This window comes from Paludibacterium sp. B53371 (assembly GCF_018802765.1).
GTDB lineage: Bacteria > Pseudomonadota > Gammaproteobacteria > Burkholderiales > Chromobacteriaceae > Paludibacterium.
The window spans coordinates 3,425,110-3,445,584 of sequence record NZ_CP069163.1 but is presented as its reverse complement, the minus strand read 5'-3'; the positions used below and the strand labels follow the sequence as shown (position 1 = coordinate 3,445,584).

Sequence of the window (20,475 nt, the reverse complement as noted above, 5' to 3'; positions counted from 1 at the left end):
GCATGAGGTTGCCAGCAGGGAGTGCGCCATATCGGATTAGCATTTCCCTGTTACCCATTCCGGGTTGTGGAGACTGAAACATGCAAGGCAAACGTACTCTTTCCGTGCTGGGCGCTGCGCTTCTGGCGGCATTTGCGACCGATTACTCGCAGGCCTGCTCCAGTGTCATCGTTGGTAAAGGCGCCTCGGCCGATGGCGCCATCATCATTTCGCGCAACGAAGACTATTACATCAACAACTGGAACAAGAAGCTGGTGATCCATCCGCGCCGCGACAGCGACAAGGGGGAAATGATCAGCTTCAAGAACGGTCTGAAAGTGCCGGCGCCACAAACCATGCTGCGCTACACCGGCCTGACCGACTGGAATGGCGACACCACGGCGGCCGATGGTCCGTATGAAGAGCGCGGGGTCAATGAGTTCAATCTGGCGGTTTCCGCCACTAATAGCATGGATGCCAACGACGCGGCCAAGAAGGCCGATCCGCTGGTCGATACCGGTGTGATCGAGGCGGACATCCCGTCCTTCGTGCTGCCGATCGCCAAGACGGCGCGCGAGGCCGTGGCGCTGTTGGGCAAGACCGTCAAGGAGCAGGGCGCTGGCGAAGCCAATGGCATCCTGCTGGCAGACCCCAAGGAAGTCTGGTACATGGAAATTGGCAGTGGTCACCACTGGATTGCCGTCAAGGTGCCGCAAGACAAGTACATGATCGTTGCTAATGGCATGCGTATTCATGATGTCGATCTGAATGATCGCGAAAACGTCATGGGCAGTGACGACCTGGCTGAGTTTGTCAGCAAGAACAAGCTGCTGGACAAGGTGGATGTGCGGCATTTCAACTTTGCCAAGGCCTTTGGTTCGGTTGGCGATCGTTACAACATCGACCGCGAATGGATGGGGCAGCACTTGCTGACGCCGTCGCTGAGCCAGAAAGTCCGTCAGGAACAGTATCCGATGTTCCTCAAGCCGGACCACAAGATCACGGTGGCTGACATTGGCAAGGTGCTGCGTGCGAACTTCAAGGGTACCGAGCTGGAGAAGATCAAGGATGCCGAACGTCCGATGGGCGTGGATCGCACCATCGAGACGCACGTCTACGAACTGCGCAGCGACATGCCGAAGGAGTTGCAGGTGCTGACCTGGCAGGCCTTTGGCAGCCCGAGCGCCGCGGTCTTCATGCCGATGTACGAGAACGCCATGAAGGAAGTGCCTGCAGCGTTGCGCAGCGGTACCGAGGTGTATGAGGGTCAGTCGGCCTACTGGGCCTTCCGTGCCAATGCCACGCTGGCGCAGACCAATCCGTCCAAGTACGCTCCGGTGCTGGCCAAGTGGCAGAGCAATATCGAAGGCACCTTCCAGGGACAGCAGGCTGCGGTTGATCACATGCTCAAGCGCCTGTATGACCAAAGCCCGGAAGCTGCGCTGCGTTTTGCCAACCAGTGGAGCAATGGCAACGTGCTGTGGGCCGTGCAGTCTGCCCATGATGTGTTCCAGTCGCTGATGACCGATATGACCAAGTCGACCGAGAAGAAGTACACCCCGGCCGAGCTGGAAAAGATCAAGGCGCTGTAAGTCGGACGGTCGCCAACAAAAACCGCCTTCGGGCGGTTTTTTGTTGCCTGGGACAATTAATGGCGCTGCAAGCCTTTTGCCAGGCTGCCCAGTGTTTGAATTGCCTCGGCCAGCTTTGCATCCCAGGGGTGGCCGATACTCAGGCGCAGGTGCTGGCGGAAGCGGGGCTCGGCGGAGAAAACCAGCCCCGGCGCAAAGCTGACCGAATGGGCTAGCGCCTGCTGCAACAAGGGCAGGGTATCCACCGGTTCGGGGCAGGCCACCCACAGCAGCATGCCGCCAGAAGGCGACAGGATCTGGGTGCCCAGCGGGAAGGCCTGTAAAACGGCGGCCTGCATCTGGCGCGACTGCTCTTTCAATTGTTGCCGCAAGCGCGCCGCCTGTCTGGCATACAGGCCACTGTTGAGACAGTCGGCCATGGTTGCCTGCAGCAACGAAGAGGTCACGTAGCTGTTACTGACCTTCAGGCGCTCCAGCCTGGCATGGTAGCGGCCGCCTGACAGCCAGCCCAGTCGCAGCGCCGGGGCGAAGGTTTTGGTAAACGAGCTGCAGTAGATCACACCGCCGTGCCGATCCCAGGCTTTCAGCGGTCTGGGGCGTTCGCTGCCGTAATACAGGTCGCCGAAGACGTCGTCTTCGATGATGGGGATGTCACGCCGATGCATCATCTCCACCAGCCGCCGCTTATGGTCGTCAGGCATCAGCGCCCCCGTCGGATTCTGGAAGTTGGCAACCACCACCAGACAGCGGATCGGCGAACCCTGGCGCAGGGCAAATTCCAGCGCCTCCAGCGACAGCCCCTGACCGGGCGTGCAGGGAATCTCCAGTACGCGCAGGCCAAGACTTTCGATGGTTTGCAGCAGGCCAAAATAAACGGGCGTTTCCACCGCCACCACATCTCCCGGACGGGTCAGCCCGCGCAAGGCCAGCTGAATGGCTTCGGTACAGCCGTTGGTCATCAGCAATGCGTCAGCCGGCAGGCTCATCTGCCATTGGTCAGCCAGCCGCTGCAGGCCGGTCAACAGGGCATGACGGTCACTGGCCGGCAGATGCGCTCCCAGCAGCGCTGGTTGGCGCGACAATTTGTGTTGCAGGCGCCGTGCCAGCTCCTCGGCCGGATACAGGCTCTCGTGGGCTTCGGCCATGTGCAGTTGATGTTGCACGGCAGAACCGGACAGCGAGAGCAGATTCGCCACATGATTGTCGACGTTGACCCAGGTGCCCGGCATCGGGGTGGTGGGGGCCGGGACAGACATGGAGAGGTGCTGGCCAGGCTGGACGGCGTAGAAGCCGCTGCGTTCGCGTGCTTCAACGCGTTGTTGCTGTTCCAGCCAGCGATAGGCCTGCAACGCCGTCAGATTGTTGACGGCAAAGCGATGTGCCAGCGCGCGGACCGAGGGCAGGCGACTGCCGGGAGGGTAGTCGCCACGCGACATGTCCTGCAGCAACTGTTCGGCGATGGCGCGGTAGCGCGGTAGCGTCATGATCAGTCCTGTTATATAGAACAGATTGTTTTAGCCTAAACTGTTACAGCCCGACTGCCAAGGCTGTATCAGGTCACTCCCCGGGATGCCGGTTAATCTGTGCAGTGTGTTTGATGGCCGAACAGGGGAGAACAAGCTATGGGGTGGTTAAAGCAGTGGGCAGCCGACAGTTCCCTGTCGGCCATTCAGGCTGGAGTGATTGCGGTGATCGTGTCGTTTGCCGGCCCGTCTGTCTTAATGTATCAGGCCGCACATGCCGCGCATTTCAGTGCGGCCCTGACTTCGTCCTGGCTGGGGGCCGCCTCGATCGGCAGCGGACTGGTCGGACTGGTACTCAGTCTGCGTTATCGCATGCCGGTTGTCATTGCCTGGTCCACCCCGGGCGCGGCCTTGCTGGTGACCATGTTGCCCGGCCATACCCCGGGCGAGGCGGTTGCCGCCTATCTGGCGGCCGCACTACTGATCGGCCTGATTGGCTGGAGCGGGGTGTTCGATGTGCTGATGCGGCGTTTGCCGGCCTCTATCGCTTCGGCCATGCTGGCCGGCATTCTGTTTCGCTTTGGCGCCGAGTTGTTTACCTCGATTGCACTGGATCCGCTGCTGGTACTGAGCATGCTGGCTATCTACCTGCTGATGCGCCGCTGGCGTCCGCGTTATGCCGTACTGGCGGTGTTGCTGGGCGGACTGTTGCTGTTGTTGGCCCAGGGACGGATGCACTGGCCGGATCTGAGCGGCGGGTGGACCCAGCCGGTCTGGGTGACGCCAACATGGTCGTGGCAGGCGGTACTCAACCTCGGCTTGCCCCTGGCGCTGGTGGCACTCAGTGGTCAGTATCTGCCCGGGATGGCGGTACTGCGCGCCGATGGCTATGCCCTGCCAAGCCGTCCGATGGTCGCCGCCAATGCCCTGGTGTCCTTGCTGATTGCGCCGTTCGGCGCACATGGCATCAATCCGGCGGCCATCACCGCCGCCATCTGCACCGGGCCGGAGGCGCATCCACAGCCGCAGCGGCGCTATATTGCCGGGGTGGTCTGCGGGTTGTTGTATCTGCTGGCCGGTCTCGCGGCCGGCTCGCTGATCCTGCTGTTTGCCGCCGTGCCCAAGACCTGGGTCGCAGCCTTGTCGGGCATGGCCTTGCTGGGTGCCATCGGCAACGGGCTGACCACGGCCATGCGTGACGAGTCTCAGCGCGAGGCTGCGCTGATGACCTTTCTGCTGACTGCCTCCGGCATGCATTTCCTAGGCATGGGGGCGGCATTCTGGGGGATTGTGGCCGGCGTGCTGGCCCATGTGGTGAAGCATCTGCACTGGCGCCAGCTGTGGCTGTCGCTGCGTCCCGGGACTTGAGCTGCCGACCGGAATGCGGCTGGCGTACCGGCCCCCCGGGGTGTACATTGTGCATCGTCCCCATTCCGTGAAACCACGATAAAAAGGTTCGAAACAATGTTTGCCGCCGAGGTCTACCAACAACGCCGCAGTCGCCTGCTTGCCGATGCCAAACCGGGTCTGATGCTGTTTATCGGTAACGTGGATGCGCCGATGAATTATCTGCACAATCCTTATCCCTTTGTGCAGGACAGTACTTTCCGTTACCTGTTCGGCCTGAACGATGCCGGCCTGGCCGGGGTCATCGACAGCCGTGACGGCAGCTGTACGCTGTTCGGCAATGATGTCGATGTGGATGACATTGTCTGGACGGGTGAATTGCCGACCCTGGCGCAGCGTGCCGCCACGGTCGGCATCAGTGCCTCGCGTCCGTATGCCGAGCTGGAGCAGGTGCTGCGTGATGCCCTCCTTAACGGTGTGACCGTGCATTACCTGACCCCCTATCGTGGCGAGACCATTCTGGAGCTGGCCCGTCTGCTCGGTCGCACCGCCGATGCCGTCAAGCGTGGCGCCTCGGCGGAGCTGGCTCTGAGCATCGTCGCGCTGCGCGAGGTGAAGGGCCCGGAAGAAATCGCCGAAATCGAGCGTGCACTGACGGTGACCCGTGAAATGCACATTACCGCCATGAAGGCCGCGCGTCCGGGGGTGGTGGAATATCAGGTGGTCGGCGCCATGGAGGGCATTATGCGCAGCCGTGACTGGCAGCTGGCTTATCCGGTGATTTTCTCGCGTCGTGGCGAAGTACTGCACAACCATCGTCATGATCAGGTACTGGAAGCCGGTGACCTGGTGGTCAATGACACCGGCGCCAGTGCCGATTCCGGCTACGCCAGCGACATCACCCGTACCATTCCGGTGGGCGGCAAATTCAGTGAGCGTCAGCGCGCGCTGTATGAAACCGTGCTGGCCATGCAACTGGATGCGATTGCGGCCATGCGTCCGGGCGTCAAATACTTCGACGTACACAAGCTGGCCGCGCGGACCATGGTCGAGCGCATGAAGCAGATGGGCTTCTTCAACGGGCCGGCCGAGAAGGTGGTGGATTCCGGTGCCTATGCCATCGCTTTCCCGCACGGTCTGGGCCACCAGATCGGCATGGACGTGCATGATATGGAAAATCTGGGTGAGACCCTGGTCGGCTACGATGCAGGCCAGCAACGCAGCGAGTTGTTTGGTCTGGGCTATCTGCGCATGGGCAAGGCGCTGCGTGCCGGCATGGTGATTACCGTGGAGCCGGGTATCTATTTCATCCCGGCGCTGATCGATGCCTGGCAGCGCGAAGGCAAGTTTGCCGATCTGATCAACTACGATAAATTCAATGAGTTCCGCGATTTCGGCGGTATCCGCATTGAAGACAACGTGCTGGTGACCGAGACCGGCAGCCGTGTGCTGGGTGAGCCGATTCCGAAGACGGTGGCGGAAGTGGAAGCCGTGATGCAGGGCTGACCGGCCTGATACAGAAAAAGCGTCCATCTGGGAAGATGGACGCTTTTTTTATGGCCGTGATGGTTTCACGTGGAACGTCACCGGGAAACCGGTAACGGCAGTTTGACGGTCACGCGGAACCCCCCTTGCGGCAAATGGGAGAACAGCAGTTCGCCGTGATGTTGTTTGACGATCCGCGACACAATGGCCAGGCCCAGTCCGCTGCCGCCATCGGTGCCGCGATGGGCGGCCAGACGTTCGAAGGGAGCCAGTGCCGCCTGCTGCAGTTCGACCGGAATGCCTTCTCCCTGATCAATCACGCTCAGCATGGCATGACTGAGGTCACGTTCGACCCGCACCTCGATGGGTGTTTTACCGTAACGGCGGGCATTGTCGATCAGATTACTGAGCAGGCGTTCCAGCGCCAGCGGGTCAGCAATGATCTCCGGCTCGGCGGAGACGGACAGGTGAAGGGCCAGTTGCTCGCGACGGAATCGTGCGACAACACTGCTGGCCAGTTCGGCCAGCGCGACCGGTTCGCTGCGCAGATTTTCTTCGCTTCGGGCAAAGTCGATGAACTGGCGCACGATGCCGGACATTTCATCGATATCGCTCAGCATGCCGCTGGCGTCTGCTGAGTCCCCCTGCAATTCGACCATCAGCTTGAGCCGGGTGAGTGGCGTGCGCAGATCATGGGACAGGCCGGCCAGCATCAGGCGGCGCTCAGAAGCGGCCGCTTCCAGGGAACGCGCCATGCCATTGAAGCCCTGACTCAGCGCCTGGATCTCGCTGGAGCCGATGTTTTCGTTCAGGGGCTCGGGAATGCGCCCACGCGCCAGTTCACGCGAGGCTTTGACCGCCTGACTGATTGGCATGGTGGTCCGCCAGGCAATGGCTGAGGCCACCAGAATGGCGCACAGCGAGGCCAGCAGGGCTGCCAGGGACATGGAGCCAATGACGTTGTCGCGGAAGCGACCCATCGGCACCACCAGCCAATAGGGCTGACCAAGCACATGCACCGAGATCCACAGTTGCCGGCGATCCTGCAGCTTGCGCAGTTTTACCGTCAGCGGATAGCCGACCTCCTTGCCCAAACGTTCCGCCAGGATGATTTCGAAATCATTGAGGCGGGTGGTGAAGACCAGTCCCTTGTCGGCATCGGGAGGTTGCAGCTGTGTCAGCCAGGGGCGATTGTATTCCGCCAGATAGGCTGCGCGTTTGGCTGGTGGCACGGTATCCAGCCGACCTTCCAGATCGGCCAGGGTATCGACGACCTGACTGTAGAATTGCTTGGCGATCAATTCTCGCCGCTCAGTGACCACGATCCACCAGGTGATCAGCTGGGTTGCCACGACGGTCAGAATGACCAGCAGGGCCAGACGCAGGAACAGGGAGCCGCCGATTCTGCGCAGCATCATTCTCTCGACTGACCGTCCGGAACAAAGACGTAGCCGTAGCCCCAGACCGTCTGGATATAGCGCGGGCCGGCAGTCTCGCTGTCGAGTGCCTTGCGCAGGCGCGAGATGTGCACATCAATGCTGCGATCCAGCGACTCGCCATTGCCTTTGCCCAGCGCCATCTCCATCAGTTGCTCGCGGGTCAGCGGGCGGCGCGGATGGGTGGCCAGGACGGACAGGACGGCAAATTCGGCGCTGGTGAGCGAGACCGGACGATCGTTTTGCCGCAGTTCCCGTTGTCCCAGGTTGAGGGAAAACTCACCGAAGGTGATCTGGGCATTCTCGTCGTGGCTGGCGGTCAGCGCCGGCGTGGCCAGATGGCGACGCAGTACCGACTGAATCCGCGCGGTCAGTTCACGCGGGTTGAATGGCTTGGGCAGATAGTCATCGGCCCCCATTTCCAGGCCGAGAATGCGATCGATGTCCTCGCCTCGCGCTGTCAGCATGATGACCGGAATCATCTCGCCCTGGGCGCGCAGGCGGCGCACCAGTGCCAGACCATCTTCGCCAGGCATCATGACGTCGAGCACCAGCAGGTCTGGCCGGTTTCGTGCCAGTTTGCGGTCGATGTCCCGGGCATCTGCCAGCGTATCCACGGCGTAACCTTGCTGATCCAGATAGCGCGTCAGCAAGTCCCTGAGTTTGGCGTCGTCATCGACGACCAGAATTTTGCTTTTTTCCATGATGGTCAGAATAGCTGGAATTAATCGGACCGGGACGAACCGGTATGTTCAAGTGTTAACGTAAGGCAAGGGTACATAAATGTTAATGGAATAGCCATGGATGCTAACGGATGAAACATGAGCGGCGGTTAAATTGAGAGGGTGGATCTGGCCAGCTGCTTCAGATCGAAAGACAAGGGTACAATATCGGCATGATGACAAAGGAATCGACACGTTGGTGCGCTGTACTGCTGCTGGGGCTGATGACCCAGGCGCAGGCTGCGTCGAGCGCGCCTGCTCCTGGCAGTCAATGTGCCACCCAGGATCCCCAGCCGGTGTGCGTCTTGCCCAAGCCTCCCTCCGATGAGCTGGCCTTGCGCGCCTTGCGCTTGCAGGAGGCAGTCAACAACGGCGATCTCTCACCGCAGGAAGCGCAGAAAATCCTGCAGGGCAAGCCTTTCCCCCCCAGGCCGCCGCACGGTCCTGGCAGCAGCGCGCCGGGCGCGAGAAACGCCGCAGCGCAGCATCATGACCGTTTCTGGCGCGACGAGCGCCGCCGCATTGCCCCCGCCGAACAGAACTGACAATCCTTCGCGTCTTTTAAGCTGCTCAGGGCAGCAGGATGAGCGAGCCGCTGGTCTGGCGGCTCTCCAGCTCGCGGTGTGCCCGTGCCGCCTCTGCCAGTGGGTAGCGGTGTGACGGGCTGACCTTGATGGCGCCGGACAGGATCCGCTCGAACAAGGCATTGGCCGAGGTTTCCAGCTCCGCCCGGGTACTGATGTAGTCTCCCAGACGGGGGCGGGTGAGGAACAGGGAGCCTTTCTGCGACAGCAGCAGCGGCGAGAACGGTGCAACCGGCCCCGAGGCATTGCCGAAGCTGACCAGCATGCCGCGCCGGGCCAGACAAGCGAGCGATGCTTCGAAGGTATCCTTGCCGACCGAGTCATACACGACCGGCACACCCTTGCCGTCGGTCAGCGCCATGACGCGTGCCACCACGTCTTCTTCACGGTATTGAATCACGTGCCGGCAGCCCAGCGCACGAGCCCGTTCAGCCTTTTCCGCCGAGCCGACGGTTCCGATCACATTGACGCCCAGCGAGTTCAGCCATTGCACGGCAATCTGGCCGACCCCGCCCGCCGCCGCATGCCACAGCACGGTCTGGCCGGCTTCCACGGCAAAGGTGCGGCGAATCAGGTATTCGACTGTCATGCCCTGCAACATGATGCAAGCGGCCACTTCATCGCTGATCCCGTCAGGCAGACGCACCAGATGCTGGGCATCGATCAGCCGCTGCTCGCTGTAGGCGCCCAGAGGGCCCCCGGCATAGGCGACGCGATCGCCGACCTGCAGATGGCTGATGCCCTGGCCAACGGCTTCGACAATGCCGGCTGCTTCTTGCCCCATGGCCGAAGGCAGGGGCTGGGGATAAAGTCCGGCCCGTTGATAGGTATCGATGAAATTGACGCCGATGGCGGTGTGTCGCAGGCGAACCTGGCCGGGAGCGGGGTCGCCGATCTCGATATTGACCAGTTGCAGGACCTCGGGTCCTCCCGTCTGTGCAAAGCGAATGGCTTGGGTCATTGCTCGGATTCTCCATGGTGGGCGAACTGTGCCAGTTGCGGCAGGCACGCCGGCCAGCGCTGCAAGCGATGGTCATCGCCATTGAACAATGTTTGACGACAGCCCTGAAAGCGCCGTGCCGCGTGTCGCCAGTCCAGCACTTCGTCAGCCGTGCCCAGCACCAGCCAGAAACGATCGCGGTCCGGATGGGTAATCTGGTGGTTGCGCAGCGCTGCCTGATCGGCATCATCCAGATAGTAGTGCTCTCCGGTGCCCGGGTGGATCTGGTCACGCGGCAGGTGGGCCAGATCGAGATGGGGTTCGATAGCCGGATTGATCAACACCGCCCGCCGGCTCATGGTTTGTGCCAGCCAGGCGGCGTAAAAACCGCCAAGCGAACTCCCGATCAGCAGCGTGTCGTCCGGCAGGCTGGCCACAACCCTGGCCGCTTGCGGCAGGGCCAGGGCCGGGTGAACCGACAGGCTCGGGCAGTGAAAGCGGCTCGCCGGCTCGTGCCGGGCCAGCCAGTCGGCGGTTTCGCGCGCCTTGAGTGACTGCGGACCGGAGTTGAAGCCGTGCAGGTAGAGATAGTCGGTCATGATGCATCGGTCAGCGAAAGAGAGGATTTCTCATTCTATGCTGCTTATTACTGATAGGTATGCAAGATACTCTTGAATTTTCCCTGCTGGTGCAACCGGTCGATGGCGCGATTCAGTATCGCCAAATCGATGATTGATTTGGGGGAAACGGCACACATGGTCGGGGTGGAGGAAAACTGGAAGTCAGACAGGCGCAACAGGCGGGCGCTGTCGCGGTGTTCGCGCGCCCAGATACTGTATTCCAGCTCGGTGACGATGCCGGCATCGGCGACATGGCTCAATACGGCCTTGATCATCAGCTCCAGGCGGTCTTCGGCATCGCGGCTGGCCTTGCCGGTGGCCCAGGCAGATTCCAGTGCCGGGTAGCTGTAGCCGCGAATGGTGCTGATGCGCTTGCCGTTGAGGTCCTCGAACGAACGGATCGGTGCTTCGTTCACGGGCGAGATGATGCGCTCGACCTGCGGGTAGATTTCGCGTGTCCAGCCCAGTTGGCCGGCGTTGCCAAACCAGGCCGGATTGGCGTTGCAAATGATGTCGACGCTGCCGTTTTCCAGCGCCCACTCCACCCGCTTGCGTGAGATGACAATAAAGTGGGCCTTGCGATCGAGAGACTGCGCCAGTGCCTGGCCGATCTCCATGGCCAGGCCAGACTTGAGGTTGTTTTGCTGAATGACTGCCACCGGCGGACCATCAGAGTCGGCGACCCCGATGCGCAGCATTCCCTGTGCGTTCAGCGGCAGCGAGAGCAGGAGCCCGACCAGCAGGCCAAAGGCAATAGACATCTTGTTCATAAGGGCGGAAAACATTCGTCTAAGGTCGTCTCTGGAGCGTGCAAATGTGCATGCTATGATGGACGACTCGTTAAGTATTTTATCGTTGTAGACTAATCGCGGCTGAATTCCATGACAAATGAAAACTCGCATCCTATCTATGCCCAGCTGGCCCGCCGTATCCTGATTCTGGATGGTGGCATGGGCACCATGATCCAGCGCCATGCCCTGGGCGAAGCGGATTTTCGCGGGGAACGATTTGCGGACTGGCCGCTGGATGTCAAAGGTAATAACGACCTGTTGGTGCTGACCCGGCCGGATGTGATCGCCGGGGTGCATCAGGCCTATCTGGATGCCGGCGCCGACATTCTGGAAACCAATACGTTCAATGCCACCCGCATTGCCATGGCTGACTACGGGATGGAATCGCTGGTGTGGGAAATCAACCATGCTGCCGCCAGCCTGTGTCGCCAGCTGTGCGATGCGCAGACGGCGGCCAGCCCGGACAAGCCGCGTTTTGTGGCCGGCGTGCTCGGACCAACCAACCGGACGTGCTCGATCAGCCCCAAGGTCAGTGATCCGGGTTTCCGCAACGTCCACTTCGACGAGCTGGTCGAGGCGTATCTGGAGTCGATCGATGGTCTGGTGAAGGGCGGCGCCGATCTGCTGTTGATCGAAACCATTTTCGATACCCTGAACGCCAAGGCGGCAGTGTTTGCCGTGCAAAGCTATTTTGACCGGCACGGCATCACGCTGCCGGTAATGATCTCCGGCACCATCACCGATCAGTCGGGCCGTACCCTGACCGGCCAGACGGTCGAAGCTTTCTACAACAGTCTGGAACACGCCGGGGCGGTGTCGTTCGGCCTCAACTGTGCGCTCGGTCCGGACATGCTGCGCCAGTACCTGGAAGAGTTGTCCGGGCTGTGTACTTCCTATGTCTCGGTGCACCCTAATGCCGGCTTGCCCAATGCCTTCGGCGAGTATGACCTGACGCCGGCCATGATGGCCGAATCGATCCGCAGCTGGGCCGAAGAAGGGCTGATGAATATTGTCGGCGGCTGCTGTGGCACCACCCCGGAGCATATTGCCGCCATGGCCGCGGCAGTGCGCGACCTGCCGCCGCGCGCCTTGCCGGCGATTGAGCCCAAGTGCCGGCTGGCCGGTCTGGAGCCGCTGAATATCGGCGAGCGCGACCTGTTTGTGAATGTCGGAGAACGGACCAATGTCACCGGATCGCGCGCCTTCGCCAAGCTGATTCTCAACGACGATTACAACACCGCACTGGAAGTGGCCCGCCAGCAGGTGGAGAACGGCGCCCAGATCATCGACATCAATATGGACGAGGGCATGCTGGACGCCGAGGCGGCCATGGTGCGCTTTCTCAATCTGATTGCCGCCGAGCCGGATATCGCCCGGGTGCCGGTGATGATCGACTCTTCCAAATGGAGCGTGATCGAGGCCGGTCTGAAGTGCTTCCAGGGCAAGGGCATCGTCAATTCCATCTCGCTCAAGGAGGGCAAGGAAGCTTTCGTGCACCACGCCCGCCTGCTGCGTCGCTACGGTGCCGCCGTGGTGGTGATGGCCTTCGATGAGGCGGGGCAGGCCGATACCCTGCAGCGCAAGATCGATATCTGTCAGCGCAGCTATCGCGTACTGGTGGACGAGGTCGGCTTCCCGCCGCAGGACATCATTTTCGATCCAAATATCTTCGCTGTGGCGACCGGGATTGAGGAACACGCCCGCTATGGTCTGGATTTCATCGAGGCCACCGCCTGGATCCGTGCCCATCTGCCCCATGCCAAGGTGTCCGGCGGGGTGTCGAACGTGTCGTTTTCCTTCCGCGGCAACAACAAGGTGCGGGAAGCCATCCACGCCGTATTCCTGTATCACGCCATTCAGCGCGGCATGACCATGGGCATCGTCAATGCCGGTGCGCTGGAGGTGTATGAAGAAATCGATCCGCAACTGCGTCAGCGTATCGAAGACGTGATTCTGTGCCGCCCGCCGCAGGACGGTGGCGATGCAACAGAGCACCTGATCGCCCTGGCCGAAAGCTTCCGCGGCGAGGCCGCTGCCGGCAAGACCGAAGAACTCGCCTGGCGCAGCCTGCCGGTGGAAAAACGCATCGAACATGCGCTGATCAAGGGCATTACCACCCATATCGTGGAAGACACGGAGCTGCTGCGCCAGCACTACCCGCGGCCGATCAATGTGATCGAAGGTCCGCTGATGGATGGCATGAACGTGGTGGGCGACCTGTTTGGCGCCGGCAAGATGTTCCTGCCGCAGGTGGTCAAATCGGCGCGGGTAATGAAGCAGGCCGTGGCCTATCTCGAGCCGTTCATCGAGGAGGAAAAGCGCCTGAGCGGTGCCGCCGATGCCGGCGTCAAGGGCACCATCATCATGGCGACGGTCAAGGGCGATGTGCACGACATCGGCAAGAATATTGTCGGCGTGGTCCTGCGCTGCAATAACTACGAGGTGATCGACCTGGGGGTCATGGTGCCGGCACAGAAGATTCTGGATGCGGCCCGCGAACACAAGGCCGACATCATCGGCCTGTCCGGTCTGATCACGCCCTCGCTGGAAGAAATGAGCCATGTGGCCAAGGAAATGCAGCGCCAGGGCTTTACCGTGCCGCTGCTGATCGGCGGCGCCACCACCTCGCGTGTGCATACCGCGGTGAAGATCGCCCCGCATTACCAGGGCCCGGTGGTGTATGTGCCGGATGCCAGCCGTGCCGTCGGCGTCTGCTCCAATCTGCTGTCCGAGGACCTGGCGGCCGATTTCAAGCTGAAGGTGGCGGATGATTACCGCCTGGCGCGCGAGATTCACGCCGGTCGCGGCGCCGTGAAGCTGGCCTCGCTCGAGGAGGCGCGTGCCAATCGCCATCGCATCGACTGGTCCGCCTACCAGCCACCGAAACCGCAATGGCTGGGGGTGAAGCAGTTCCGCGATTATTCACTGGCCGAGCTGGCGCAGTACATCGACTGGACACCTTTCTTCCAGAGCTGGGAGCTGGCCGGACGTTATCCGGCCATCCTCGATGACGAGGTGGTGGGCGAATCGGCGCGTTCGCTGTGGCATGACGCGCAGCGCATGCTGCAGCAGATCGTCGACGAGCACTGGCTGCAGGCCAACGGGGTGATCGGTCTGTTCCCGGCGCAGTCGGTGAATCAGGAAGACATCCGCATTCTCGATCCGCAGGATGGCCATGAACGCATGACCTGGGTCGGTCTGCGCCAGCAGTTGCCCAAGGCGCGCAGCGAGGATGCCCGGGCCAACTGGGCGCTGGCCGATTTCATTGCCCCGGCCGACAGCGGGGTACAGGACTATATCGGCGCCTTTGCCGTGACGGCCGGCATCGGGATCGATCAACATGTCGCCCGCTTCGAGGCGGCCGGTGATGACTACTCGGCGATCATGCTCAAGGCGCTGGCAGACCGGCTGGCGGAAGCCTTTGCCGAACGTCTGCACCAGCGTGTGCGTACCGAGTTCTGGGGCTATGCCGCCGATGAGCAACTGGACAACGAGGCACTGATCCGGGAGTCCTACCGTGGCATCCGCCCGGCGCCCGGCTATCCGGCCTGCCCGGATCATTCGGTCAAGCCGGCGCTGTTTGCCCTGCTGGATGCGCCGGCCATCGGCATGTCGCTGACCGAAAACCACGCCATGCTGCCGACGGCGGCGGTGAGCGGTTTCTATTTCAGTCATCCGGACAGTCGCTACTTTGGCATCGGTAAGGTAGATCGCGATCAGGTGGCCAGTGTGGCCGAGCGCAAGGGGCAGCCGCTGGGGCAGGTTGAGCGTGACCTGGCATCCAATCTGGGCTACGAGGCCTGAGGCCGGGGGCCCGTCGCTTGCGTGCGGCGGGCGTTGTGCTTATTTCAGCCGGGTGACCGGGACCTGCACATTGGCTGCTGGGCCGGACAGCCACAGCACGCCATCCTGGATGGTGGCCGTCAGCTGCATGCTGCGCTCGCACAGCGTGGCCAGTTCCTGCAGGGTGGCCGGTGAGACGCTCAGGACCTGCAGATTGTCGAAGCGGCCGTACTTGTTTTCGTTCTGCTGCCACCAGATGTCGGCAGCACGGCCACCATAGCTGTAGACCAGTACCTGATCGGCCCGGCCACAGGCCTTGCGCAGACGCTTTTCATCCGGTTCGCCCAGCTCGATCCACAGTTCGATTTCGTCGGAATAATTCTTCTGCCACAGATCCGGTTCTTCGTCGGTGCTGATGCCTTTGGTGAATCCCAGCGTTTCGCTGGCATGCAGGGCAAAGACCGCCAGGCGCAGCATCATGCGCTCGATGGTTTCCGACGGATGCTGGGCCAGGGTCAGGCCATGGCTGGCGTAGTAGCCGCGATCCATGTCAGCGATGCTGATTTCGGCTTTATAGATAGTGGACTTCAACGCCATGGGGCTCTTTCGGTGGGTCGAGAAGCGAGCAGTTTAGCTGTTTTGCCGGCCGATCTCTGTATCTGCATGTACGGATTCGGATAGCCGGAGGTTTTCTTGTCCGACAAATCCCGTTACACTTGCGCACCCCACAAAGAGCCAATTCTTTGTGCGTGGTCTCTTTTGCCTCATTTCACCCCGTCTGCCTGAATTGGTTTCGCACTGGTTGCGAAGGGCCGTCGCTGGAGTTTCATCACTTATGTCCGACAATCAATTTGCCGACCTCGGTCTGGCCGAACCTTTGCTGCGCGCTGTTGCCGATACGGGCTATACCAGCCCGACCCCGATCCAGCTGAAAGCCATTCCGCTGGTGTTGCAGGGCGGCGACCTGCTGGCAGCGGCCCAGACCGGTACTGGCAAAACTGCCGGCTTTACGCTGCCCCTGCTGCAGCGTCTGGCCGACAAGCCCTGCAAGCGCGCCGGCCATCCGCGCGCACTGGTGCTGACGCCGACCCGCGAGCTGGCCGCCCAGGTCGAAGAGGCCGTACGCATCTATGGCAAATATCTGCCGTTGCGCTCCATGGTGATGTTCGGCGGTGTCGGCTTCAATCCCCAGGCCGCCCAGCTGCGCAAGCCGGTCGACGTGCTGGTGGCCACCCCGGGCCGTCTGCTGGACCATGTGTCGCAAAAGACCCTGAGCCTGTCGGACATTGAAATCCTGGTGCTGGACGAAGCCGACCGCATGCTGGACATGGGCTTCATCCACGATATCCGCAAGGTACTGGCGCTGTTGCCGGCCAAGCGGCAGAACCTGCTGTTCTCGGCGACCTTCTCCGACGACATCAAGGCACTGGCTGACCGCCTGCTGGACAACCCGGGGCTGGTGGAGGTCGCGCGCCGCAATACCACCAGCGAGCAGGTGGCACAGCGGGTGCATCTGGTCGACCGCGACAAGAAGACCGAGCTGCTGACCCGTCTGATCAAGGACGGCAACTGGTTCCAGGTGCTGGTGTTTACCCGCACCAAGCATGGCGCCAATCGTCTGGCAGAAAAGCTGGAGAAGAGCGGCATTCCGGCCGCCGCCATTCACGGCAACAAGAGCCAGGGTGCGCGCACCCGTGCGCTTGCCGATTTCAAGAGCAATACCCTGCAGGTGCTGGTGGCAACCGATATCGCCGCGCGTGGTCTGGATATCGATCAGCTGCCGCATGTGGTGAATTTCGAGCTGCCGAATGTCCCGGAGGATTATGTACACCGCATCGGTCGTACCGGTCGCGCCGGCAATACCGGCGAAGCCGTCTCGCTGGTGTGCGTGGATGAATTCAAGTTCCTCAAGGATATCGAGAAGCTGATTCGTCAGCCGATCGAGCAGTTCACCATTCCGGGTTTCGAGGCGGATCTCACGGTCAAGCCGGAACCGATCCTGATGGGAGGCGCGAATCGCCAGGGGCGTGCTCCGCGCGGTCAGGGCGGGGCGCAGGGACGTGGTCAGGGCCATGCCCAGCCGCGTCAGGCCAAGGGCAATCCGGGGACCAATCCGGGGCAGCGCAAGCCCGGCCCCAGCAAGCCGCCGCGCAAGCCGGCGCCGCGTCAGGGCTGATTGTCGTGCACGCTGGTCAGTGTCTCGCGCGCCTGCTGCAGGATATTCTCGGACAGCGAGCGGTCACTGACGGCGCGTGCCAGCATCACCGCACCCAGCATCAGGCTGAGTGCGGCCTGCGGCGCCAGCCGGCAATCCGGCAAGTGCTGCAGATGTTGCAATAACTGTTCAATACCCAGCGTGAAAGCCTGCCGCGAGCGGGTATCGCGTCTGGCCATCTCGCCGGCCAGGGCTGCCGCCAGGCAGCCGGTTTCCGGATGTTCGACATGCTGGCGTGACAGATAGTCCTCTACCAGAGCACGGAATGGCTGCTGCGGATGCGACTGCTGCAACGCTTGCCAATGTTTCAGCTGGCTGGCGAAGGCATGCTCGCAGGTGGCGGCGACCAGTGCCTCCTTGTCGGCAAAGTGGGCGTAGAATCCACCATGTGTCATGCCAAGATCTGCCATCAGGTTGGCAATCCCGACACTGTTGAGTCCTTCCGATCGATATCTTCTGGCGGAAACCGACAGGATCCGCTGGCGGGTTTTCTTTTTATCTTCAGGGTGATAGCGCATGATGGTTGTCAAAAATTCTTTGTTTGTATGATCCCCATCATATAAATAAAGAGTTTTGATTTCAATCAGATAGCTTAATAAGGACAACCATGCTGCCGACAACATTCTGGCGGGTGCCGACTGCCCTGAGCTACCATTTTGTCTATGGAACTGATCAAATTCTTACAGCAGCAGGGACTGGGTTCCCGCAAGGTATGCCGCCAGTTGGTACGGGACGGGCGGGTCAGCCTGGATGGCCGCTGTGTGACCGATCCGGATCTGGCCCTGGATCCGGACGCCATCGGCCAGCTGTGCATCGATGATGAGGTGCGCGAGATCCTGCACTTTCCCCTGTACGTGTTGTTGAACAAACCGGGCGATGTCGAGGTGTCTCACCAGCCGCAACACTATCCGAGCGTGTTTTCCCTGTTGCCACCGTCGCTGCAGCAGGCCGGTCTGGCGGCGGTGGGGCGGCTGGATGCGGATACCACCGGGCTGTTGTTGCTGACAACAGACGGTCAGTTCGTGCACGCACTGACCTCGCCGCGCCGCCATGTGGCCAAACGCTATCGCGTTACGCTCAAGCACCCTCTGACAGATGAAATGCTGGACCGACTTAAAGCTGGCGTCATATTGAAAGACGATATTGAGCCGACCAGAGCCGATGCAGTGGAACCGCTGGATGCCCATACCTTGCTGCTGACGATTTCTGAAGGACGTTACCACCAGGTCAAGCGCATGGTGGCCGCCGCCGGCAATCGGGTCACGGCGCTGCACCGCGAAGCCATGGGGGCGCTGACCCTGGGTGAGCTGGCGGAAGGTAGCTGGCGTTATCTGACGGCGTCGGAACGGCAGGGCTTCGGCTTCTGACTTGTAATCCGCTGGCATGCCTACATTTACTGAGCCACGGCCATGGACTTCTTGCCATGGTTTTTCATGACTGGAAATGGATATGCAGCAGTTTGACGGAACGACCATTGTGTCTGTGCGCCGCGGGCGCCATGTAGCGCTGGGCGGCGATGGCCAGGTGACCCTGGGCAACATCGTGATCAAGGCGAGCGCTCGCAAAATTCGACGTCTGTATCATGACAAGGTGCTGGCAGGTTTCGCCGGGGGCACCGCCGATGCTTTCACGCTGTTCGAGCGCTTTGAGGCCAAGCTGGAAAAGCATCAGGGCCACCTGGTGCGTTCGGCGGTCGAACTGGCCAAGGACTGGCGCACGGATCGCATGCTGCGTCGCCTTGAGGCCATGCTGATTGTGGCGGATACCGAAAATACACTGATCATCACCGGCAATGGCGATGTGCTGGAGCCCGAGCAGGGCATTGCCGCCATCGGTTCCGGAGGCGCGTTTGCCCAGTCGGCCGCCCGTGCCCTGTTCGAGAATACCGAGCTGGACCCGCAGGTGATCGTCAAGAAATCGCTGGAGATTGCCGGCGACATCTGTATCTATACCAACCAGAATCACCTAATCGAAACGCTGGGCGCCGATTGACCGGCCTGCCCGGTCGTCAGCGTGGGAGAGGTCCATGACGCACATGACCCCGCAAGAAATCGTTCATGAATTGAACAAACACATTATCGGACAGGATGCTGCCAAGCGTGCTGTCGCCATCGCCCTGCGCAATCGCTGGCGTCGCCAGCAGGTTGACGAGGCGCTGCGCAATGAAATCACCCCGAAGAATATCCTGATGATCGGCCCGACCGGGGTCGGCAAGACCGAGATCGCCCGCCGACTGGCGCGTCTGGCCAATGCCCCCTTCATCAAGGTCGAGGCCACTAAGTTCACGGAGGTCGGCTATGTCGGCCGCGATGTCGACACCATCATCCGCGACCTGGTGGAGATCGCCATCAAGGATGCACGTGACGGCGCCATCAAGCGCAACCGCTACCGTGCAGAAGACGCTGCCGAAGAACGGATTCTGGATGTGCTGCTGCCGCGACCGCGGCAAAGCACCGGCTTTTTTGCCGATGAGCCCGCCGCCAGTGAAAAGCCGGAAGAAAACGCCACCCGGCAGAAGTTCCGCAAGATGCTGCGCGAGGGCAGTCTGAACGACAAGGAAATCGAGATCGAAGTGGCCGACGCAGCGCCGCGGATGGAAATCATGACGCCACCCGGCATGGAAGATTTTTCCAGTCAGCTGCAAAGCATGTTCCAGGGTCTGGCCAGTGGTCGTACCAAGCCGCGCAAGATGAAGGTGGCCGAGGCGCTGAAGCTGGTGACCGACGAGGAAGCAGCCAAGCTGGTGAATGAGGAAGATCTGAAGCTGGAAGCGCTGCGAAATGTCGAGCAGAACGGTATCGTCTTTATTGATGAGATCGACAAGGTCGCCAGCCGCTCTGAAGGGCAGGGGGCCGATGTCTCGCGTGCCGGCGTTCAGCGCGACCTGCTACCACTGGTCGAAGGCACCACCGTCACCACCAAATACGGCATGGTCAAGACCGACCATATCCTGTTCATTGCCTCCGGTGCTTTCCATCTGGCAAAACCGTCGGATCTGATTCCGGAGCTGCAGGGGCGTTTCCCGATCCGCGTCGAGTTGACCTCCCTGTCGGTTGGCGACTTCCGCCAGATTCTGACCAATACCGATGCCTGCCTGACGCGTCAGTATGAAGCGCTGCTGGCCACCGAAGGCGTCGAGCTGGTCTTCAGTGAGTCCGGGATCGAACGCATGGCCGAGATTGCCTGGTCGGTGAACGAGAAGACCGAGAATATTGGTGCGCGTCGTCTATATACGGTGATCGAAAAGCTGCTGGAGGAAATCTCCTTTGATGCCCGTGCGGGGCGCTTCGAGATCGATGCCGCGTATGTGGACAGTAAGCTTGATGTACTGGCACAACGGGAAGATCTGGCGCGCTACGTTCTATAAATTGCCTTCGGAGGGCAATTTGTTAAAAAAACCGCCCTTGTGGCGGTTTTTTTTCATGCCGGACGGCGAGTTTCAATGGATGGCAGGCAGAATCGACGGCCATCCGGCCAGTGGTCTCAAATGGTAAATAGATGACATTATCGGATCAATC

At 61.1% G+C, this 20,475-nt stretch carries 17 protein-coding genes; 9 read left to right on the top strand and 8 right to left on the bottom strand.

The features are described from left to right. The first annotated feature begins 80 nt into the window (after nucleotides 1-80). Nucleotides 81-1,571, top strand: a complete 1,491-nt coding sequence (locus tag JNO51_RS16435; protein ID WP_215779448.1) for a C69 family dipeptidase — start codon at nucleotides 81-83, stop codon at nucleotides 1,569-1,571. 56 nt (nucleotides 1,572-1,627) lie between these two features. On the opposite strand, the gene JNO51_RS16430 is transcribed toward JNO51_RS16435, so the two are convergent. Continuing rightward, the gene (locus JNO51_RS16430) at nucleotides 1,628-3,055 is read right to left on the bottom strand and encodes a PLP-dependent aminotransferase family protein (RefSeq protein ID WP_252346125.1); all 1,428 of its coding nucleotides are present in this window, start codon (nucleotides 3,053-3,055) and stop codon (nucleotides 1,628-1,630) included. Nucleotides 3,056-3,193: 138 nt separating this feature from the next. On the opposite strand from JNO51_RS16430, the gene JNO51_RS16425 reads away from it, so the two are divergent. Both JNO51_RS16425 and JNO51_RS16420 read left to right on the top strand, forming a co-directional pair. Next, a complete protein-coding gene (locus JNO51_RS16425; RefSeq protein WP_215779446.1) occupies nucleotides 3,194-4,402 on the top strand; it encodes a benzoate/H(+) symporter BenE family transporter in 1,209 nt (402 codons plus the stop codon). A gap of 96 nt (nucleotides 4,403-4,498) precedes the next feature. After that, nucleotides 4,499-5,887: an aminopeptidase P family protein gene (locus JNO51_RS16420; RefSeq protein ID WP_215779443.1), complete on the top strand. Its 1,389-nt coding sequence runs from the start codon at nucleotides 4,499-4,501 to the stop codon at nucleotides 5,885-5,887. A gap of 77 nt (nucleotides 5,888-5,964) precedes the next feature. Here the strand turns inward: JNO51_RS16420 and JNO51_RS16415 are convergent, their stop codons facing one another. Together JNO51_RS16415 and ompR are read right to left on the bottom strand one after the other, a co-directional pair. Continuing rightward, nucleotides 5,965-7,284 carry an ATP-binding protein gene (locus tag JNO51_RS16415; protein WP_252346124.1) on the bottom strand — a complete coding sequence of 440 codons (1,320 nt, stop codon included), beginning with the start codon at nucleotides 7,282-7,284 and terminating at the stop codon, nucleotides 5,965-5,967. Continuing rightward, nucleotides 7,281-8,006, bottom strand: coding sequence for a two-component system response regulator OmpR (gene ompR / locus JNO51_RS16410; RefSeq protein WP_215779441.1), 726 nt, complete (start codon nucleotides 8,004-8,006; stop codon nucleotides 7,281-7,283). Before ompR ends, JNO51_RS16415 begins: the two co-directional genes overlap by 4 nt. A 191-nt stretch (nucleotides 8,007-8,197) precedes the next feature. Between ompR and JNO51_RS16405 the strand changes: the two genes are divergently transcribed. Continuing rightward, entirely contained in the window at nucleotides 8,198-8,569 is a 372-nt protein-coding gene (locus JNO51_RS16405) for a hypothetical protein (protein ID WP_215779428.1), read from the top strand. Nucleotides 8,570-8,594: 25 nt separating this feature from the next. Here JNO51_RS16405 and JNO51_RS16400 read toward each other — a convergent pair whose 3' ends face one another. From JNO51_RS16400 to JNO51_RS16390, 3 genes are read right to left on the bottom strand one after another with little or no spacing between them, the layout of a single operon-like run. Continuing rightward, nucleotides 8,595-9,569, bottom strand: a complete 975-nt coding sequence (locus JNO51_RS16400; protein ID WP_215779426.1) for a quinone oxidoreductase — start codon at nucleotides 9,567-9,569, stop codon at nucleotides 8,595-8,597. After that, entirely contained in the window at nucleotides 9,566-10,147 is a 582-nt protein-coding gene (locus JNO51_RS16395) for a YqiA/YcfP family alpha/beta fold hydrolase (RefSeq protein WP_215779423.1), read from the bottom strand. Before JNO51_RS16395 ends, JNO51_RS16400 begins: the two co-directional genes overlap by 4 nt. A 47-nt stretch (nucleotides 10,148-10,194) precedes the next feature. Beyond that, nucleotides 10,195-10,929 carry an ABC transporter substrate-binding protein gene (locus tag JNO51_RS16390; RefSeq protein WP_252346123.1) on the bottom strand — a complete coding sequence of 245 codons (735 nt, stop codon included), beginning with the start codon at nucleotides 10,927-10,929 and terminating at the stop codon, nucleotides 10,195-10,197. 120 nt (nucleotides 10,930-11,049) lie between these two features. On the opposite strand from JNO51_RS16390, the gene metH reads away from it, so the two are divergent. After that, a complete protein-coding gene (metH, locus tag JNO51_RS16385; protein ID WP_215779419.1) occupies nucleotides 11,050-14,763 on the top strand; it encodes a methionine synthase in 3,714 nt (1,237 codons plus the stop codon). A gap of 39 nt (nucleotides 14,764-14,802) precedes the next feature. Here metH and JNO51_RS16380 read toward each other — a convergent pair whose 3' ends face one another. Continuing rightward, nucleotides 14,803-15,339, bottom strand: a complete 537-nt coding sequence (locus tag JNO51_RS16380) for a YaeQ family protein (RefSeq protein WP_215779416.1) — start codon at nucleotides 15,337-15,339, stop codon at nucleotides 14,803-14,805. 238 nt (nucleotides 15,340-15,577) lie between these two features. Between JNO51_RS16380 and JNO51_RS16375 the strand changes: the two genes are divergently transcribed. After that, nucleotides 15,578-16,918, top strand: a complete 1,341-nt coding sequence (locus JNO51_RS16375) for a DEAD/DEAH box helicase (protein WP_215779414.1) — start codon at nucleotides 15,578-15,580, stop codon at nucleotides 16,916-16,918. Here JNO51_RS16375 and JNO51_RS16370 read toward each other — a convergent pair. Further along, entirely contained in the window at nucleotides 16,909-17,475 is a 567-nt protein-coding gene (locus JNO51_RS16370) for a TetR/AcrR family transcriptional regulator (RefSeq protein ID WP_215779411.1), read from the bottom strand. The genes JNO51_RS16375 and JNO51_RS16370 overlap by 10 nt on opposite strands. Nucleotides 17,476-17,619: 144 nt before the next feature. Here JNO51_RS16370 and JNO51_RS16365 point away from each other — a divergent pair, with 144 nt between their 5' ends. The 3 genes from JNO51_RS16365 (at nucleotide 17,620) to hslU (ending at nucleotide 20,324) form a co-directional block, all read left to right on the top strand. Then, nucleotides 17,620-18,324, top strand: a complete 705-nt coding sequence (locus JNO51_RS16365; RefSeq protein WP_215779409.1) for a pseudouridine synthase — start codon at nucleotides 17,620-17,622, stop codon at nucleotides 18,322-18,324. 82 nt (nucleotides 18,325-18,406) lie between these two features. Beyond that, entirely contained in the window at nucleotides 18,407-18,949 is a 543-nt protein-coding gene (gene hslV, locus JNO51_RS16360) for an ATP-dependent protease subunit HslV (protein WP_215779407.1), read from the top strand. A gap of 34 nt (nucleotides 18,950-18,983) precedes the next feature. After that, nucleotides 18,984-20,324 carry an ATP-dependent protease ATPase subunit HslU gene (hslU, locus tag JNO51_RS16355; RefSeq protein ID WP_215779405.1) on the top strand — a complete coding sequence of 447 codons (1,341 nt, stop codon included), beginning with the start codon at nucleotides 18,984-18,986 and terminating at the stop codon, nucleotides 20,322-20,324. Nucleotides 20,325-20,475: the final 151 nt, after the last annotated feature.

What these genes read in the sequence shown, in the direction of transcription:
- metH (WP_215779419.1), top strand. Translation starts at nt 11,050, where the DNA reads ATGACAAATGAAAACTCGCATCCTATCTATGCCCAGCTGGCCCGCCGT.
- JNO51_RS16405 (WP_215779428.1), top strand. Translation starts at nt 8,198, where the DNA reads ATGATGACAAAGGAATCGACACGTTGGTGCGCTGTACTGCTGCTGGGG.
- JNO51_RS16395 (WP_215779423.1), bottom strand. Translation starts at nt 10,147, where the DNA reads ATGACCGACTATCTCTACCTGCACGGCTTCAACTCCGGTCCGCAGTCA.
- ompR (WP_215779441.1), bottom strand. Translation starts at nt 8,006, where the DNA reads ATGGAAAAAAGCAAAATTCTGGTCGTCGATGACGACGCCAAACTCAGG.
- JNO51_RS16370 (WP_215779411.1), bottom strand. Translation starts at nt 17,475, where the DNA reads ATGCGCTATCACCCTGAAGATAAAAAGAAAACCCGCCAGCGGATCCTG.
- JNO51_RS16430 (WP_252346125.1), bottom strand. Translation starts at nt 3,055, where the DNA reads ATGACGCTACCGCGCTACCGCGCCATCGCCGAACAGTTGCTGCAGGAC.
- JNO51_RS16380 (WP_215779416.1), bottom strand. Translation starts at nt 15,339, where the DNA reads ATGGCGTTGAAGTCCACTATCTATAAAGCCGAAATCAGCATCGCTGAC.
- JNO51_RS16415 (WP_252346124.1), bottom strand. Translation starts at nt 7,284, where the DNA reads ATGATGCTGCGCAGAATCGGCGGCTCCCTGTTCCTGCGTCTGGCCCTG.
- JNO51_RS16390 (WP_252346123.1), bottom strand. Translation starts at nt 10,929, where the DNA reads ATGTCTATTGCCTTTGGCCTGCTGGTCGGGCTCCTGCTCTCGCTGCCG.
- JNO51_RS16435 (WP_215779448.1), top strand. Translation starts at nt 81, where the DNA reads ATGCAAGGCAAACGTACTCTTTCCGTGCTGGGCGCTGCGCTTCTGGCG.
- JNO51_RS16400 (WP_215779426.1), bottom strand. Translation starts at nt 9,569, where the DNA reads ATGACCCAAGCCATTCGCTTTGCACAGACGGGAGGACCCGAGGTCCTG.
- JNO51_RS16375 (WP_215779414.1), top strand. Translation starts at nt 15,578, where the DNA reads ATGTCCGACAATCAATTTGCCGACCTCGGTCTGGCCGAACCTTTGCTG.
- hslU (WP_215779405.1), top strand. Translation starts at nt 18,984, where the DNA reads ATGACGCACATGACCCCGCAAGAAATCGTTCATGAATTGAACAAACAC.
- JNO51_RS16420 (WP_215779443.1), top strand. Translation starts at nt 4,499, where the DNA reads ATGTTTGCCGCCGAGGTCTACCAACAACGCCGCAGTCGCCTGCTTGCC.
- JNO51_RS16425 (WP_215779446.1), top strand. Translation starts at nt 3,194, where the DNA reads ATGGGGTGGTTAAAGCAGTGGGCAGCCGACAGTTCCCTGTCGGCCATT.
- JNO51_RS16365 (WP_215779409.1), top strand. Translation starts at nt 17,620, where the DNA reads ATGGAACTGATCAAATTCTTACAGCAGCAGGGACTGGGTTCCCGCAAG.
- hslV (WP_215779407.1), top strand. Translation starts at nt 18,407, where the DNA reads ATGCAGCAGTTTGACGGAACGACCATTGTGTCTGTGCGCCGCGGGCGC.